This window comes from Brucella ciceri (assembly GCF_041930145.1).
In the GTDB taxonomy this organism is placed as follows: Bacteria; Pseudomonadota; Alphaproteobacteria; order Rhizobiales; family Rhizobiaceae; genus Brucella; species Brucella intermedia.
This window is the reverse complement of record NZ_JBHEEV010000005.1, coordinates 343,570-356,043: the sequence shown is the minus strand read 5'-3', so window position 1 is coordinate 356,043 and position 12,474 is coordinate 343,570. Positions and strand designations below refer to the sequence as shown.

Genomic DNA, 12,474 nt, shown 5'->3' with positions numbered 1-12,474 from the left:
ATTTATTTTTGGCAGGATCGCAGTGCGCTGTACGCTTGCCATTGTTCAATATTAGTGAAACATTCAACAGGCAAATCCGTCTCGAAAGAGCGTAAATATCCCGTTAATTGTTGCATGTTGTGAACAATGGCCAGTTTCGATCCCTTCAACGCCATCATTGCAAAAGCTGAAAAGCCGCCCGTTCACGCATTGGAAGGGCCGCTTGAAGGCGAACGGCTCGCCGTAAAAGACATTTATGACGTTGCCGGAATGGTGACGGGATGCGGCAATCCGCAGATCGAGGCCGAATCACCGCGCGCCGAAAGATCGGCTCCGGTGGTGGAAAGGCTGCTCGCCGCCGGGGCGGAATTTGTCGGCAAGGCACAGACCGACGAACTTGCCTTTTCCCTGATGGGGCAGAATTCGCATTTCCCCTATCCGATCAATCCGGCAGCGCCGGACCGCGTTACCGGCGGTTCGTCCTCCGGCTCGGCGGCGGCCGTTGCAGGCAAGCTCGCCGACATTGCGCTCGGTTCGGATACGGGCGGCTCCATTCGCGCTCCAGCAAGCTTCTGCGGCCTCGTGGGCTTGCGCAGCACCCATGGCCGCATTCCGCTTCAGGGCATCATGCCGCTTGCGCCCTCGCTCGATACAATCGGATGGTTTGCGCGCGACATAGAGCTTTATGACCGGGTTGGCGCCATCCTGCTTGGCGACGACGCCCGAGAATTCAATCTGACGAAGCTTCTTTATATGCCGGTTCTCGAACAGCTTCTGCTGGGCGAGGCCGAAACGGATGCCTATCGCGCCATGTTTGCCGAAGTGCGCCCGCACTTCGCGAACCTCCAGGCGGCAAGCCAGCCGACACTTTCGATAGATGAACTCTATCTGGTCTTCCGCCACATTCAGGGTGCGGAAGCCTGGGTAACGCATGGTGGCTGGATTTCCTCGGGTGATCGCAAGCTCGGGCCCGGCGTCGCGGACCGTTTTGCCTTCGGCGCGGAAATCGCCCCAAATCTCGTTGCCAGCCAGCGCGTGCGCCGGGCGCAATTCACGCAGGAACTTGAGAAGATCATCGGGGACGACGCCGTGCTGGCGCTGCCGACCGTACCGGGTGCGGCTCCGCTCGCAAAGGAACCTTTCGAGACCTTGCAGGCCTATCGCGAGCAGGCATTGCGCCTGCTCTGCCTTTCGGTGCTTTCCGGTCTGCCACAAATCACATTACCCCTGGGGCAGGTGCAGGGCGCACCTTTCGGCATTTCTTTCATAGGACCACGCGGCAGCGACCGGGCGCTGATCGGGCTGGCCAGAAACATCATCGGGAAGCGGGGCTAGACCATGGACACCCTCACACGTATGCGCGCCTTCATCGACGTGGTCGAGGCGGAAGGCTTTTCCGCCGCAGCGCGAAAAATCGGGCGTTCCAAGGCACTCCTTTCCAAATATGTGCGCGAACTGGAAGACGAGCTTGGAGCGCGTCTTCTCAACCGCACCACGCGGCAATTCTCGCTGACCGAAGCGGGTCACACCTATTATCACCGCGCGGTCGAAATCATCCGCGAGATCGACGCGCTGCAGGATGCCGTCAGCGAAACCAGTTCCGATGCGCGCGGACGCATCAAGCTGTCGGCCCCGCGCACCTTCGCCGATGCCGTCATCGGCCAGTCCCTGATCGATTTCTGCCTCGCCCATCCCGAAATCGTGCTCGACGTGCGGCTGGACGACCGGTTTGTCGATCTGGTGGAAGAAGGCTTCGACCTTGCGATCCGCATCACGCGCTTGCAGGACTCTTCCCTCATCGCAAAGCGATTGTCGCCCTTCCACTCCGTCCTGTGCGGCGCGCCGGAACTGATTGCCCGTGTCGGCAAACCGGAGCGCCCCGAAGACCTGGCCGACCGGCCCTGCATCATCGACACCAATGCGCGCTCGCGCAACAACTGGCATTTCCGCAATACGGATGGATCGATGATGACGGTTCCCGTCAACGGCCCGATTGAAGTGAACAGCCCCGTCGCCACAAAGAACGCCGCACTCGCCGGTCTGGGCTTTTCCATGCTGCCCGCCTTCATCGCCGAAGAAGAAATCGAGCGCGGCAGGCTGGTCTCCTGTCTGGACGAATTTATCGTGAAGGATGGCGGCATCTATGCTGTCTATCCGCATCGGCGCTATCTGCCGGCAAAAATCCGGGCGCTGGTCGATTTTCTGACCCAATGGTTCAAGGACAGGGAAAACAACTCCAGGGAAATGCAGTAAAGCATTCCTGTCTGCCTTCTCCCGAACCGGGTCAAACTTTCGGGAAACATGCTCTGGATTTTCCAGAGACGTCGCACTTTCGCCGCCTTCGGGCATAAGCGTGTTCTAATGGATTTTTCGATGGTGGTTTCATCCTTGTTCAAGCGCGGTTTCATCCGGCCTGCAGCAATCGCGTTGCTGGGGGGCTGTTTGCCCACGGTTGCACTTGCCCACCCGCATGTCTTCGCCGAGGCGCGGCTGGAACTCTCCGTATCGCCCGACGGCACGGTGCAGCAGCTTGCGCATGTCTGGCGCTTTGACGACGTTTTTTCCTCCACCGTCCTCATGGAATTCGACAAGAATGGCGATCTCAAGCTCGACAAACAGGAGTTGATCGACCTTGGCCATGTCATCAATGGCTCCATTGCCGAATTCAAATATTTCCAGACCGTTCTGGACAATGGCAAGGATGTGAAAATGGCAAGGCCGACCGATCTTGCCGCCGATTTCACGGACAATCGCCTGCTCATCATCTTCACCAGCAAGCCCGACAAACCATTGAAGCTTGCCGCGGGTCACAAGATCAGCTTCGGCGTCTATGACCCGACCTTCTATACCGCCATCGATTACATGAATGACAGCGACCTGGTCGTGAAGGGCCTGCCCGCAGGCTGCACATCCAAGGTTGTTCGTCCTGATCCGGACGAGGCGCTTGCCCAGAACCAGGCGACACTGACCGATGCCTTTTTCAACGATCCGACAGGCACGGACATGTCGAAGATATTTGCAACCCGTCTCGAGATAGACTGCGAACCGAAAGGAAAGACTGGCTGATGAGAAAAGCGGCAGCCTTCGTTCTGGCCCTCTGCCTTACGATGATCGTTGCGCAAGCCTATGCGCAGTCCTCGCTCGGTATCGGCGCGAATGAGGTGGCGATGAAGCCGACCGGGCCTTTCGCGCATGTCATCCTCTGGATGAACGAACAGCAGCGCTCTTTCTATCTCGCCATGACCAACGCTCTGAAAGCCATGCGCGAAGACCCATGGCAGGCTTCGGTTCTCGTTGGACTTTCCTTCGTTTATGGCATTTTTCATGCGGCAGGGCCGGGCCACGGCAAGGCGGTGATCTCGTCCTATATGATCGCCAATGAAACGGCGCTGCGGCGCGGTATCTTCCTTTCGTTCATTTCGTCGCTTTTGCAGGCACTCATGGCGATTGCCGTCGTCGGCCTCGCATGGTTCCTGCTGCGCGGCACCGGCATCTCGATGAACCAGACAGCGCGCTACATGGAGATCGCCAGTTTTGCGCTTGTGCTGTTTTTTGGCCTGTGGCTGCTGGCGCGCAAGCTGCCGCTGCTTTTCAGGAAGCGCGAGGATGCAGGCCCTGGCCCGACCGCATCGCTCTTTGCCGCCGCGCCCGAGCCGGCAATGGCTTCCGGCCCGGCATGGCAGGGCACGATTTCGCAAGCCACACGCGCGGCTGCGACCGGCAGCGCGGTCAAGCTCAATTACAAGCCCGCAACCACTGCTGCATCGGATCATATCTTCATCGGCGACGGGGACGTGTGCGCCGCATGCGGCAATGCCCATATTGCCGATCCTTCGGCGCTCGGCGACGATTTCAACTGGAAAACGGCATGGTCGGCGATTTTTTCGGTGGGCCTGCGCCCATGCTCGGGCGCGCTGATCGTGCTGACATTTGCGCTTTTGAATGGCTTGATGGTTGGCGGTCTGCTTTCGGTCTTCGCGATGGCCTTCGGCACGTTCATCACGGTGGCTGTTCTTGCCACGCTGGCCGTCACCGCCAAGAACACGGCGCTGCGCTTTGCGGGCAGCAAGGCCATGTCGGGTCGGCTGAAGGCGGCAATCGAGGTGGCCGCCGCCCTGTTCATCGCCCTGACCGGTGCGCTGTTGTTGAGCGCTTCGCTGGTGAGTTAGAGCGCGTTTCGATCTGAGTGAATCAGATCGGCGCTCTATCTCTTTGTTTTTGACGCGCATCTTTTCCGAAAACCGTTTCACACTTTTCGGGATGCGCTCTAATCTTTATTTTGCCGCTTCGAGCGCAGCCAGAAAATTGCGAAGAAGCCCAGAACGAAGACAATCGGGAAGATGATCGCCGCGATTTGTGAGCGCTCGCCCAGCGCCAGCATGATGCTGGGTACGAAATAGGCAAGCACCCCGAAGCCGATCAGGATGACGGCGGCGGCAATTGCCGGATTGCTCTTCTTGCGCTCAGCCACGGTCACGAAACTCCTCCAGCTTCTTCTTCTGCTGGCCGTCACTATCAAAGTTTTCGGGTGCAAGCCATGCCTGATAGGCTTTCTTCAAGGCAGGCCATTCGCTGTCGAGAATGGAAAACCATGCCGTATCGCGGTTTCGGCCCTTGGCCACCATATGCTGGCGGAATACACCCTCGAACTGAAACCCGAAACGCTCGGCGGCACGTTTGGAAGGCCCATTTTCATTGTGGCACTTCCATTCGTAGCGGCGATAGCCAAGCTCATCGAAAATATACTGCATGAACAGGAACTGCGCTTCCGTGGCGGCGGGTGTGCGCGAAATCTGCGGCCCCCAATAGATACTGCCTATCTCGATGACGCCATGGACGGGATCTATGCGCATCAGCGCCTGTCGCCCCGCCACCTTGCCGCTCGCCTTGTCGATGACGGCGAAAAACAGCGGATCGTCGCTTTTGGACGCTTTTTCCAGCCAAGGCTCGAATTCTTCGCGCGTTGCAGGCGGAAACTCGAACAGCCAGGTAAAGCGCCGGTCCGCATCCTCCACCGAGGAAGCGGCAAACAGTTCGTCACCATGCTTCCCGGGGTTCAGCGGTTCCAGCCGCACATAGCGGCCTTCAAGCACTTTGCGTTCCGGCTGTGGACGCGGCGTCCAGTTCTGCAAATCAGTCATGCCAATTCTCCCATTCGACCGGACAGGAGCATAAAAGAAGCGGGACGAAAACCGGATTATTGTGTCCGTGTCATTTTTCCCGAATGGCCGCGCGATCAACCGAAACTGCTTTCACCAGCGCCACCACTTCATCACCGGCGCGCAATGCCAGTTCGTCGACCGAGCGTCGCGTCAGCCGCGCAACCAGATGACGCCCCCGGAAGTCGAGCGTGACATAGGCGTTGGGACCGCCATCCATCGTGATGGCCGTGACCCTCACCGGCAGCACGTTGCGGATGCTGATCGCTTCCGGCGCCTTGCGGGCAATGGAAACATCGCGCGCACGCACGCGCAGCCGCACATGCATATCCTGTTTCAGCCCCGCATCGCTGAGCTGAAACGATGCGCCGCCAAGATCGATCTCCGCCAGCTTGTAATGCTCGTCATAGGACGAAACCGTCCCTTCCAGCAGCACGCCGCCGCCCTCGCCCTCGGCGTCGATCAGCGGAAAGACATCTGCCGCCGCACCGCTTGCCGTCACCCGGCCAGCGGACAGGAGCACGATCTGGTCGGCAAGCCGCGCCACCTCATCGATCTCATGGCTTACATAGACGATCGGCACATGGCTTTCATCACGAAGACGTTCGATAAAAGGGAGGATTTCCTGTCGTCGCGCGTGGTCGAGCGAGGAAAGCGGCTCGTCCAGCAGCAGGAGCGCGGGATCGGACAGAAGCGCGCGACCGATGGCGACACGCTGGCGTTCGCCGCCCGAAAGCGTCGATGGCCGCCTGTCAAGGAGATGGCCGATGCCAAGCAGCGCCACCACTTCGTCAAAGCTGCGCGTCGCCTGCCTGCGGCCTGCCCAGCGCGCGTAAGTCAGGTTGCGCTTGACGCTCATATGCGGAAAAAGCCGTGCCTCCTGAAACACATAGCCGATGCGGCGCTTTTCCGGCGGCAGGTTTATGCCGCTTTCGACATCGAACAGCGTGAAGTCGCCAACAGCGATACGCCCGCTTTCGGGGCGAAGCGTTCCGGCAATCATTTTCAGAAGCGTCGTCTTGCCCGCACCGGAATGGCCGAACAATGCGGTCACGCCCCAATCGGCTGCGAAATCGGCTTCCACAATGAACTTGCCGTTGCGGCCATTAATCGAAACAGCTAGCCCGCTCATTTCGTTGCTCCCGCAAGCCTGCGCTGCAGCCATTCGGACAGCACCACGGCAACCACTGAAATGGCAGCAGATATCGCAATCAGGCGGAATGCTTCCGCGTCGCCGGACGGAGTCTGCATCAGGGCATAGATGGCAAGCGAAAGGGTCTGCGTCTCGCCCGGAATGTTGGATACGAAAGTGATCGTGGCGCCAAACTCACCCAGCGCCTTGGCAAAGCCAAGCACGGCGCCTGCCAGCACCCCGGGCAGAAGCGGCGGCAGAATGACGGTGAAAAAGGCGGTGAAACGGCTGGCGCCAAGCGTGCGGGCAGCTTCCTCCAGCCCGCGGTCAAGCCCTTCTATCGAAAGCCTGATCGGGCGGACAAGCAGCGGAAACGCCATCACACCGGCGGCAAGGGCGGCACCCGTCCAGCGAAAGGAAAAGGAAAGGCCGAACCATTCCTGCAAGGGAGCACCAAGCGCACCCCGCGCGCCAAACAGGATCAAAAGCAGATAGCCCGTCACCACCGGGGGCAGAACCAGCGGCATGGTGACGATGGCCTGCGCCAGAGACTTGCCCGGAAAGTTGAACCGGGCAAGAATCCACGCGACCACAAAGGCAACCGGCAGAGCGACAATGATGGCTATTCCGGCAACCCGGAGGGACAGAGACACAATCTGCCAGACGTTACTCTCAATCATTTTTGGCGATCATTTATTCAGCAGCCTCCGACGCGCCTACGAACCCCTTGTCCTTGATGATCGCCTGACCGGCATCGCTTTCAAGGAAAGCGAGGAAAGCCCTGGCGGCGTCGGTTTCGTTTTTCGCTACAAGCGCCGCAGGGTAGAGGATCGGCGCATGACTGTCAGCCGGGAACCGATAGGCTTCGACCAGTCCGCGTGCCGCCGCACGGTCCGATGCATAGACGATGGCCGCCCCGACTTCGCCACGGCTGACATATTGCAGCGCAACGCGCACATTCTCGCCGAAGACCGCGTTCTTTTCGACATCCTTCCAGATATCGAGCTTTTCCAGCGCTGCCTTGCCGTATTTGCCCGCCGGGACATTCGAGGGGTCGCCCATGGCGAAACGACCGCCGCCCAAAAGCTCCTTGGCCTCGCCCTTCGGCGTGTCCTTCTGCGTTGCGATCACCAGCGCATTGCCTGCGATCACCTTGCGCGAAGCGTTGTCGATGGCACCAGCCTTTTCGACATAATCCATCCAATCGAGATCGGCGGAGATGAAAATCTGCGCCGGAGCGCCCTGCTCGATCTGCTTGGCCAGAACCGACGAAGAAGCAAAGGACGCGACCACTTCGGTGCCGTCCCGGGCCTTCATCTGCCTGGCGGCTTCCTCGATAACGTCTTTCATGCTGGCAGCCGCGAAAACGGTCACCTTTTCGGCAGCATGAGCAACCGAAGCGGCACCAGCAGCAACAGTGATGAGAAATGCGGCGATCAGTTTCTTCATGAATATCCTCCATATCACCTGCAACAGCAGGCAAACCATCATCCGCCGGAGAACCGGCGCTGTTTCTGTTGGGACATGAGAAATTTCCATGCCCTGACTTGCGATGATGGGTGTGATGGAGGCAAACGCGACCCGGATGCCGTCAAACCCTTGATGCACGGGCGTCCATGCAAAAGCCGCCCAAAATTCCGTAACGAATTCAGATCGTTCCGGAACCAGAGCCACCATAATGCGGTGAAACCCGTTTGACCAGCCCTATGAAGAGCGTGCGGCGTCAGCTACCGATATGTTTGTGCGCCCCGCGCTTCTCAGCAAGCTTTACCTGCTTCTGGCGCTCCGCATAACGGGCGCGATCTTCCGGCGTCCGCTCGTCATAGCAGCCGGCGCAGGAAACGCCTTCCTCGAAAAACTGCGAAAGCTTGTCTTCCGGCGAAATCGGGCGACGGCAGGCGCGGCAGAGCTCGACGTCGCTTTCAGCGAGGCCGTGGCCTACGGCCACGCGCTCATCGAACACGAAGCACTCGCCATTCCACATGCTTTCTTCACGCGGGACTTCTTCAAGATATTTCAGGATACCGCCCTTGAGATGGAAGACATCCTCAAAGCCCAGCCCCTTGACGAAGGCTGTCGCCTTTTCGCAGCGAATGCCGCCGGTGCAGAACATGGCAATCTTCTTGCCTTCGAGCTTGTCGCGGTTCTGCTCGACCCATTCGGGAAACTCGCGAAAAGTCTTGGTCTGCGGATCGATCGCCCCTTCGAATGTGCCGATGGCATATTCGTAGTCGTTTCGCGTATCGACCACGACAGTGTCTTCATCCGCGATGAGGGCGTTCCAGTCCTGCGGCGCGACATAGGTGCCCACGCTTTTCAACGGGTCGATGCCCTCGACGCCCATGGTGACGATCTCGCGCTTCAAGCGCACCTTCATGCGATGGAACGGCATTTCGCTGGCATGGGAGTATTTGAGTTCGGGCTCTGCCAGGCCGGGAATGGCCGTGATGTGCTGCACGAGCTTTTCAATCGCCTGGGCTGTGCCCGCAACCGTCCCGTTGATGCCTTCCGCCGCCAGAAGCAGCGTTCCCTTGATGCCATTCGAGCAGCAAAGCTGAGCCAGCGGCTCGCGCAGGCTCTCATATTGCGGCAGCGGCGCAAAGCAATAAAGGGCGGCAACGGTGAAAGGCAAATTGCTCATCGGTTCTGTCTTCTTTGAAAATTCACCTCGCAACTAATCCCCGCAACCGGCGAATTCAAGTCAACTTTATCCTCATGTGTCGAAGTCGCCCCAAAATCGGCCTCTCAGATCAACTTTTCGAGGAGCAATAAATGTTCGACAGCCAGACGATTGCAGCCCTGACAATGATGGCGAAGGAGGCGAAAATCGAACCGGCGGCCTTGCTGGCGATCGCGGAAGTGGAAAGCGGCGGTCGGGCGCTTCACAACGTCAATGGCGGCAAGGAACCCACCATCCGGTTCGAGGGTCATTATTTCGACCGCAGGCTTTCCGGACGCTTGCGCGATTACGCAAGGAGCAACGGCCTGTCGGCGCCCGTTGCAGGCCGGATACGCAATCCCAAATCGCAGGGCGAACGCTGGCTTCTGCTTGAACGGGCGATGGGCCTGAACAAGAAGGCAGCGCTTGAATCCACCTCCTGGGGGCTGGGACAGGTCATGGGCGCACATTGGGAATGGCTTGGCTATGCGACCGTTGACGATCTTGTGGCAGAGGCACGCGGGTCGGTTGCCGGGCAAGCGCGGCTGATGCTGCGCTTTATCGAAAAGGCGGAGCTTCTTGAAGTGTTGAAAGCCCGCAACTGGCGCGAATTCGCCCGCCGCTATAATGGCCCTGCCTTTGCCCGTAACGAATATGATAAGCGGATGGCCGAAGCCTATCAGCGCTGGCAAAAACAGCTCGACACGCTTAAAAGAGCCGCATGAACCAGGAACTTTCGGTGGTGGACAAACCGCCGACAGGGATTTAAATCGATTTATCCACTCAAACAGCCGAGCAAGCCGATGTCCCAGAAAACCGATCTTCTCGTTCCCATCATGACAGGCCAGCCGGTCATTCCGGTTTTGTTGATCGACAGGGTAGAACATGCTGTTCCGCTGGCACGCGCGCTTGCCAAGGGCGGGTTGCCCGCTATCGAGATCACCTTGCGCACCGCTGCGGCGCTTGACGCCATCCGTGCAGTGGCGTCGGAAGTGCCGGAAGCAATCGTCGGCGCTGGCACTATCCTCAACGCCAAGCAATATGAGGATGCGGCAAAGGCGGGTTCGCGCTTCATCGTCAGCCCCGGCGCGACCAAATATATCGTTGCAGCCGCCAATGACAGCGACGTGCCGTTGCTGCCCGCAGCCATCACGCCGAGCGAGATGCTGGCGCTGCGCGAAGAAGGCTACACCCATCTGAAATTCTTCCCGGCTGAACAGGCTGGCGGCGCATCGTTCCTGAAGGCGTTGTCCTCGCCGCTCGCTGGAACGGTCTTCTGCCCAACCGGCGGCATCAGCCTCGCCAATGCAAAAAACTACCTGTCACTGCCGAACGTTGTCTGCGTCGGCGGCTCGTGGGTTGCACCGAAGGAACTTGTCGAGGCAGGTGACTGGGATGCGATTACCCGGCTTGCGAGCGAAGCGGCTGGCCTGAAAGGCTGAGCGAGCCCAAACGGGAAAATAAAAAGGGGCCTTCGGGGCCCCTTTTCTTTTGCTTTGTTTCGATCTGACCGACGATCAGTTGGTTTCCGTGAACTTGGCCACCGTCAGGAAGGTAACGGCGTTGCCGCTGAACTGGTTGGCGCGTTCGGTCGGCAGATTGCCGCGCTGGAAACCTGCCGTGTAGACCATGGCCGGTGCGGACCGCAGCGCATCGTTGCGGAGGACCGGGTTTGTCACGGGCACGGCGCTGGAAACGGATTCCGCCGACAGGGCAACTTCCGAAGTCGGCATTACGGCAGGCTGAACCACCGCACGCGGCGTGGATTGGGCCTTGGCGATGTAGCGTCCGCCCTTTGCTGTGGCGCGAACGCCCGTCTCGGCAGCCTTGCCAATCGCTGCGACCTTCTTCTGGACAGCGGCGGAAGCCGTAGCAGTCGCCTTGGCTGACGCGGTGCGGGCCACAGAAGCCGTCTGCACAGCTGCCGGCGCCTGCTTCGGTGCGGCGTCTACAACCGGCTTGCTGTCATAATAATCGTCGGAAGGCGGTGCGATCAGCTCACCGATCTCATCCTTCTTGGAAAGCAGGGCAAGCTGCGTATTGGCGCGCGGCGCTTCCTTCGGCAGCGGGAAAGCTGCCGTTTCGCCCGGCTGCGGCACTGCCACAGTGCCAGCATCGGCGACCTGTGTCGGTTCGTTCTGCTCGCTGTTGACCAGTGCGGCAATCGCATCCTGGCCGCTTGCGGCAGGTTTTTCGCCCGGGCGCATCGGACGTGCTGACGGGATCACTGCGGCGGCGAGCTGCATATTATCCGTCTCAAGCTGCGGACGGGCCGACGGCACCGGCACAAAACCGTTCATCAGCGGCGAAGGCGTACCGGCATCGGCAACCTGAACCGTGTTCGCATCCACGGCGGCGCGGGCCGCGGCAGCAGCATCGGCGGCCGGTTCGGCTGCGGCAAGCGCCACGGCATCCTGCGGCGCCATTGCCGGCTTGCGAGCCGGTATCGGAACATTGAGCGCGGCCACCGGAACTTCGGCTGCGGCCTGCGCCTGGGCATCGAGCCCGGCTTCGGGACGCGGCGCCTGCATCGGCACCGGAGCCTCACGGGCGGGCAAGGCGGCAATCATCGTTTCACGCGGCTGCTGGACCGGTTCTTCCGGAACCGCCGGAGCTTGACGCGCAGGCACTGCGCGGGCAGGACGTGCGGACGCCGGTGGAGCACTCACCTCACCGCCGCTTTCCTCTTCTTCGTCGGCACCACCACCAAACAGCGCACCGAACAGGCTCTTGCTGCGGCGTGGGGATGTATTGCTGGCCACCATGACCTCGCCGCCACCAGCCTTGCGCCTTTCGATCATGGCCAGTGCCTGCTCATAACCGGGCAATGGCTTGCCATCGGCGGGAAGGTGAGCGGTTTTGCCATCCGGGAACAGCGCGAGCAGTTCGCGGCGGCTCATGCGCGGCCAGGAGCGGACATTGCCGACATCCATATGGACGAAGGGCGAACCGGAGCGCGGATAATAGCCGACGCCGCCGATCTGGTAGCGCATGCCGATGCCGCGCAGCTTGGCCAAGGGAACGCCGGGAATGTAGAAGTCCATCGCGCGGCCCAGCATGTGCTGGCTCTTCTTGGCAACGCCGGTGTTGGCGGAACGCGAACGCAGCATGGCGTTGGTTGCCGGCGAACGATAAGCGGAGACGACGGTGATATACTGGCTCGAACCGGTGGAGCGATAAACCTGCCAGATCAGGTCGAACAGGCGCGGGTCCATCTTGGTCGGCTCGTTACGGCGCCAGTCCCGCAGGAAAACATTCAGCTTCTTCAAGCCCTGCGCATCGAAGCGACCATTTCTCTTGAAGACGATTTCGGCCTTTTCACCGGTATGAACGTAATAAAGCTTGAGAGAGCGGGTTTCAGCCGAAGCCTGCGAAGGAGACAGCGCCAGGACAACCGCAGCGACGGCAAGGGCAGACGGAGCGGACACAGATACCTTCATCGTGGCCTTTATTCCGGTCCAAACCTTCGCAAAGCGCGCTTTAATGGTCGATATGCTGTTCATCGAATCGTATCGCCTTACCGTTTTCCGCCCCCAGAGGCATTC

The 12,474-nt window shown here is 59.9% G+C and carries 13 protein-coding genes; 6 read left to right on the top strand and 7 right to left on the bottom strand.

Going from position 1 to position 12,474, the window contains the following annotated elements; translation table 11 throughout:
- Positions 1-126: 126 nt before the first annotated feature.
- The 4 genes from JNC63_RS12650 (at position 127) to JNC63_RS12635 (ending at position 4,148) form a co-directional block, all read left to right on the top strand.
- Complete coding sequence (locus tag JNC63_RS12650) at positions 127-1,314, top strand: amidase (RefSeq protein WP_021585299.1); 1,188 nt, start codon at positions 127-129, stop codon at positions 1,312-1,314.
- 3 nt (positions 1,315-1,317) lie between these two features.
- A complete protein-coding gene (locus JNC63_RS12645) occupies positions 1,318-2,232 on the top strand; it encodes a LysR family transcriptional regulator (protein ID WP_006469450.1) in 915 nt (304 codons plus the stop codon).
- A gap of 108 nt (positions 2,233-2,340) precedes the next feature.
- A complete protein-coding gene (locus JNC63_RS12640) occupies positions 2,341-3,045 on the top strand; it encodes a DUF1007 family protein (protein WP_031346097.1) in 705 nt (234 codons plus the stop codon).
- Positions 3,045-4,148, top strand: coding sequence for a nickel/cobalt transporter (locus JNC63_RS12635; RefSeq protein WP_021585302.1), 1,104 nt, complete (start codon positions 3,045-3,047; stop codon positions 4,146-4,148). Before JNC63_RS12640 ends, JNC63_RS12635 begins: the two co-directional genes overlap by 1 nt.
- Before the next feature lie 98 nt (positions 4,149-4,246).
- Here JNC63_RS12635 and JNC63_RS12630 read toward each other — a convergent pair whose 3' ends face one another.
- The 6 genes from JNC63_RS12630 to trhO form a co-directional block, all read right to left on the bottom strand.
- A complete protein-coding gene (locus JNC63_RS12630; protein ID WP_006469453.1) occupies positions 4,247-4,456 on the bottom strand; it encodes a hypothetical protein in 210 nt (69 codons plus the stop codon).
- Entirely contained in the window at positions 4,443-5,120 is a 678-nt protein-coding gene (locus JNC63_RS12625; protein ID WP_021585303.1) for a GNAT family N-acetyltransferase, read from the bottom strand. Before JNC63_RS12625 ends, JNC63_RS12630 begins: the two co-directional genes overlap by 14 nt.
- A gap of 70 nt (positions 5,121-5,190) precedes the next feature.
- The gene (modC, locus tag JNC63_RS12620) at positions 5,191-6,270 is read right to left on the bottom strand and encodes a molybdenum ABC transporter ATP-binding protein (protein ID WP_021585304.1); all 1,080 of its coding nucleotides are present in this window, start codon (positions 6,268-6,270) and stop codon (positions 5,191-5,193) included.
- On the bottom strand, positions 6,267-6,950 hold the full coding sequence (gene modB, locus JNC63_RS12615; protein ID WP_006469458.1) for a molybdate ABC transporter permease subunit: 684 nt from the start codon (positions 6,948-6,950) through the stop codon (positions 6,267-6,269). Before modB ends, modC begins: the two co-directional genes overlap by 4 nt.
- A gap of 13 nt (positions 6,951-6,963) precedes the next feature.
- Positions 6,964-7,719, bottom strand: coding sequence for a molybdate ABC transporter substrate-binding protein (gene modA / locus JNC63_RS12610; RefSeq protein ID WP_031346098.1), 756 nt, complete (start codon positions 7,717-7,719; stop codon positions 6,964-6,966).
- 274 nt (positions 7,720-7,993) lie between these two features.
- Positions 7,994-8,911, bottom strand: coding sequence for an oxygen-dependent tRNA uridine(34) hydroxylase TrhO (gene trhO, locus JNC63_RS12605; protein ID WP_021585306.1), 918 nt, complete (start codon positions 8,909-8,911; stop codon positions 7,994-7,996).
- Between the two features lie 131 nt (positions 8,912-9,042).
- Here trhO and JNC63_RS12600 point away from each other — a divergent pair, with 131 nt between their 5' ends.
- Together JNC63_RS12600 and JNC63_RS12595 are read left to right on the top strand one after the other, a co-directional pair.
- A complete protein-coding gene (locus JNC63_RS12600; protein WP_021585307.1) occupies positions 9,043-9,654 on the top strand; it encodes an N-acetylmuramidase family protein in 612 nt (203 codons plus the stop codon).
- Between the two features lie 78 nt (positions 9,655-9,732).
- A complete protein-coding gene (locus JNC63_RS12595) occupies positions 9,733-10,371 on the top strand; it encodes a 2-dehydro-3-deoxy-phosphogluconate aldolase (protein ID WP_025091773.1) in 639 nt (212 codons plus the stop codon).
- A 75-nt stretch (positions 10,372-10,446) separates the two neighbouring features.
- Here the strand turns inward: JNC63_RS12595 and JNC63_RS12590 are convergent, their stop codons facing one another.
- A complete protein-coding gene (locus JNC63_RS12590; protein ID WP_021585309.1) occupies positions 10,447-12,432 on the bottom strand; it encodes a peptidoglycan L,D-endopeptidase MepK in 1,986 nt (661 codons plus the stop codon).
- Positions 12,433-12,474 lie beyond the last annotated feature (42 nt).

Bases quoted from the DNA above. Each gene is read 5' to 3' on its own strand.
- modA (WP_031346098.1), bottom strand. From the start codon at position 7,719: ATGAAGAAACTGATCGCCGCATTTCTCATCACTGTTGCTGCTGGTGCC.
- JNC63_RS12595 (WP_025091773.1), top strand. From the start codon at position 9,733: ATGTCCCAGAAAACCGATCTTCTCGTTCCCATCATGACAGGCCAGCCG.
- JNC63_RS12640 (WP_031346097.1), top strand. From the start codon at position 2,341: ATGGATTTTTCGATGGTGGTTTCATCCTTGTTCAAGCGCGGTTTCATC.
- JNC63_RS12625 (WP_021585303.1), bottom strand. From the start codon at position 5,120: ATGACTGATTTGCAGAACTGGACGCCGCGTCCACAGCCGGAACGCAAA.
- JNC63_RS12650 (WP_021585299.1), top strand. From the start codon at position 127: ATGGCCAGTTTCGATCCCTTCAACGCCATCATTGCAAAAGCTGAAAAG.
- JNC63_RS12645 (WP_006469450.1), top strand. From the start codon at position 1,318: ATGGACACCCTCACACGTATGCGCGCCTTCATCGACGTGGTCGAGGCG.
- JNC63_RS12590 (WP_021585309.1), bottom strand. From the start codon at position 12,432: ATGAACAGCATATCGACCATTAAAGCGCGCTTTGCGAAGGTTTGGACC.
- JNC63_RS12635 (WP_021585302.1), top strand. From the start codon at position 3,045: ATGAGAAAAGCGGCAGCCTTCGTTCTGGCCCTCTGCCTTACGATGATC.
- JNC63_RS12600 (WP_021585307.1), top strand. From the start codon at position 9,043: ATGTTCGACAGCCAGACGATTGCAGCCCTGACAATGATGGCGAAGGAG.
- modC (WP_021585304.1), bottom strand. From the start codon at position 6,270: ATGAGCGGGCTAGCTGTTTCGATTAATGGCCGCAACGGCAAGTTCATT.
- modB (WP_006469458.1), bottom strand. From the start codon at position 6,950: ATGATTGAGAGTAACGTCTGGCAGATTGTGTCTCTGTCCCTCCGGGTT.
- trhO (WP_021585306.1), bottom strand. From the start codon at position 8,911: ATGAGCAATTTGCCTTTCACCGTTGCCGCCCTTTATTGCTTTGCGCCG.